Genomic DNA, 828 nt, shown 5'->3' with positions numbered 1-828 from the left:
TGCGTTAGGTTTGACTAAATAACCTGTCACCTTTTGCCCACATTGCGCTGGTAAGGGCCAACCCTACGCGACGTCCATGGCGTCCGAATGAGTGCGAGTTCGGGAACAATAATGGCAGACAGAACCCAGCTGAGAGTAGCCGACAACAACGACATCGCTGACGATGATCCGTTCGCGGAACTGACCAGGATCATGGGATTCGACCCGCGCCAGCCGGTCAGGCCGCAATCGCCCGCCCAGCCGCAGGCCCCAGCCGCCGATCACGGGCTCGAAGAGGGCGATTTCGATATCGATCTCGAAAAAGAAATGATGGGCGAGTTCGGCGCTGACGACAGCGACGCCGCTCCGGTTGTTCAGGCTCATGAGCCGACCTTCGTGCTTGAGCCGGCATTCGAAGCGGCTGACGCCAGCGCGATGGACGATGAGCTTTCGGTGTCGCTCGACAACGATTTCCAACTGGACATGGCTGAGATAGACGATCACGTCGCCGGCGCCAGCCATGCGGTCGCAGCTGAAGCGGCGCCGTCCGTCGAGCCGGCTTTCGCGTCTGATTTTGACGATGCCGTCGCCGGTTCGCTTGAGGACGTCTCTCCCTTCGAGGACGATCATTCGATGGCGGACGAGCTGGCCATTTCGCTCGACCAGGACCTCCGGATCGATGAGGAAGCCGAAGAGGCCCAGTACGCTGAAGAGGCCCAGTACGCCGTTGCCGACACGCCCGCTTCTATCGAGCCAGTTGCCTCCGATGACGAATTCGACGATGCGGTGGCAGTCTCGCTTGAAGACGAGCTGGTGCTCGACGACCATTCGGCGGCCGAACAGTCATTC

1 protein-coding gene and 1 pseudogene are annotated in these 828 nt (G+C 60.5%); one reads left to right on the top strand and one right to left on the bottom strand.

From position 1 onward, the window contains the following. Positions 1–63: 63 nt before the first annotated feature. Positions 64–363, bottom strand: coding sequence for a hypothetical protein (locus EN984_RS38460; protein ID WP_164752341.1), 300 nt, complete (start codon positions 361–363; stop codon positions 64–66). Here EN984_RS38460 and EN984_RS38455 point away from each other — a divergent pair. Continuing rightward, a pseudogene (locus tag EN984_RS38455) lies at positions 310–828 on the top strand (SPOR domain-containing protein); the annotation flags it as partial. The gene EN984_RS38460 and the pseudogene EN984_RS38455 overlap by 54 nt on opposite strands.

It is taken from the genome of Mesorhizobium sp. M7A.F.Ca.CA.004.12.1.1 (assembly GCF_003997835.1).
In the GTDB taxonomy this organism is placed as follows: Bacteria; Pseudomonadota; Alphaproteobacteria; order Rhizobiales; family Rhizobiaceae; genus Mesorhizobium.
The sequence above is the reverse complement of the archived record's forward strand: the minus strand, read 5'-3'. Positions and strand labels throughout refer to the sequence as shown.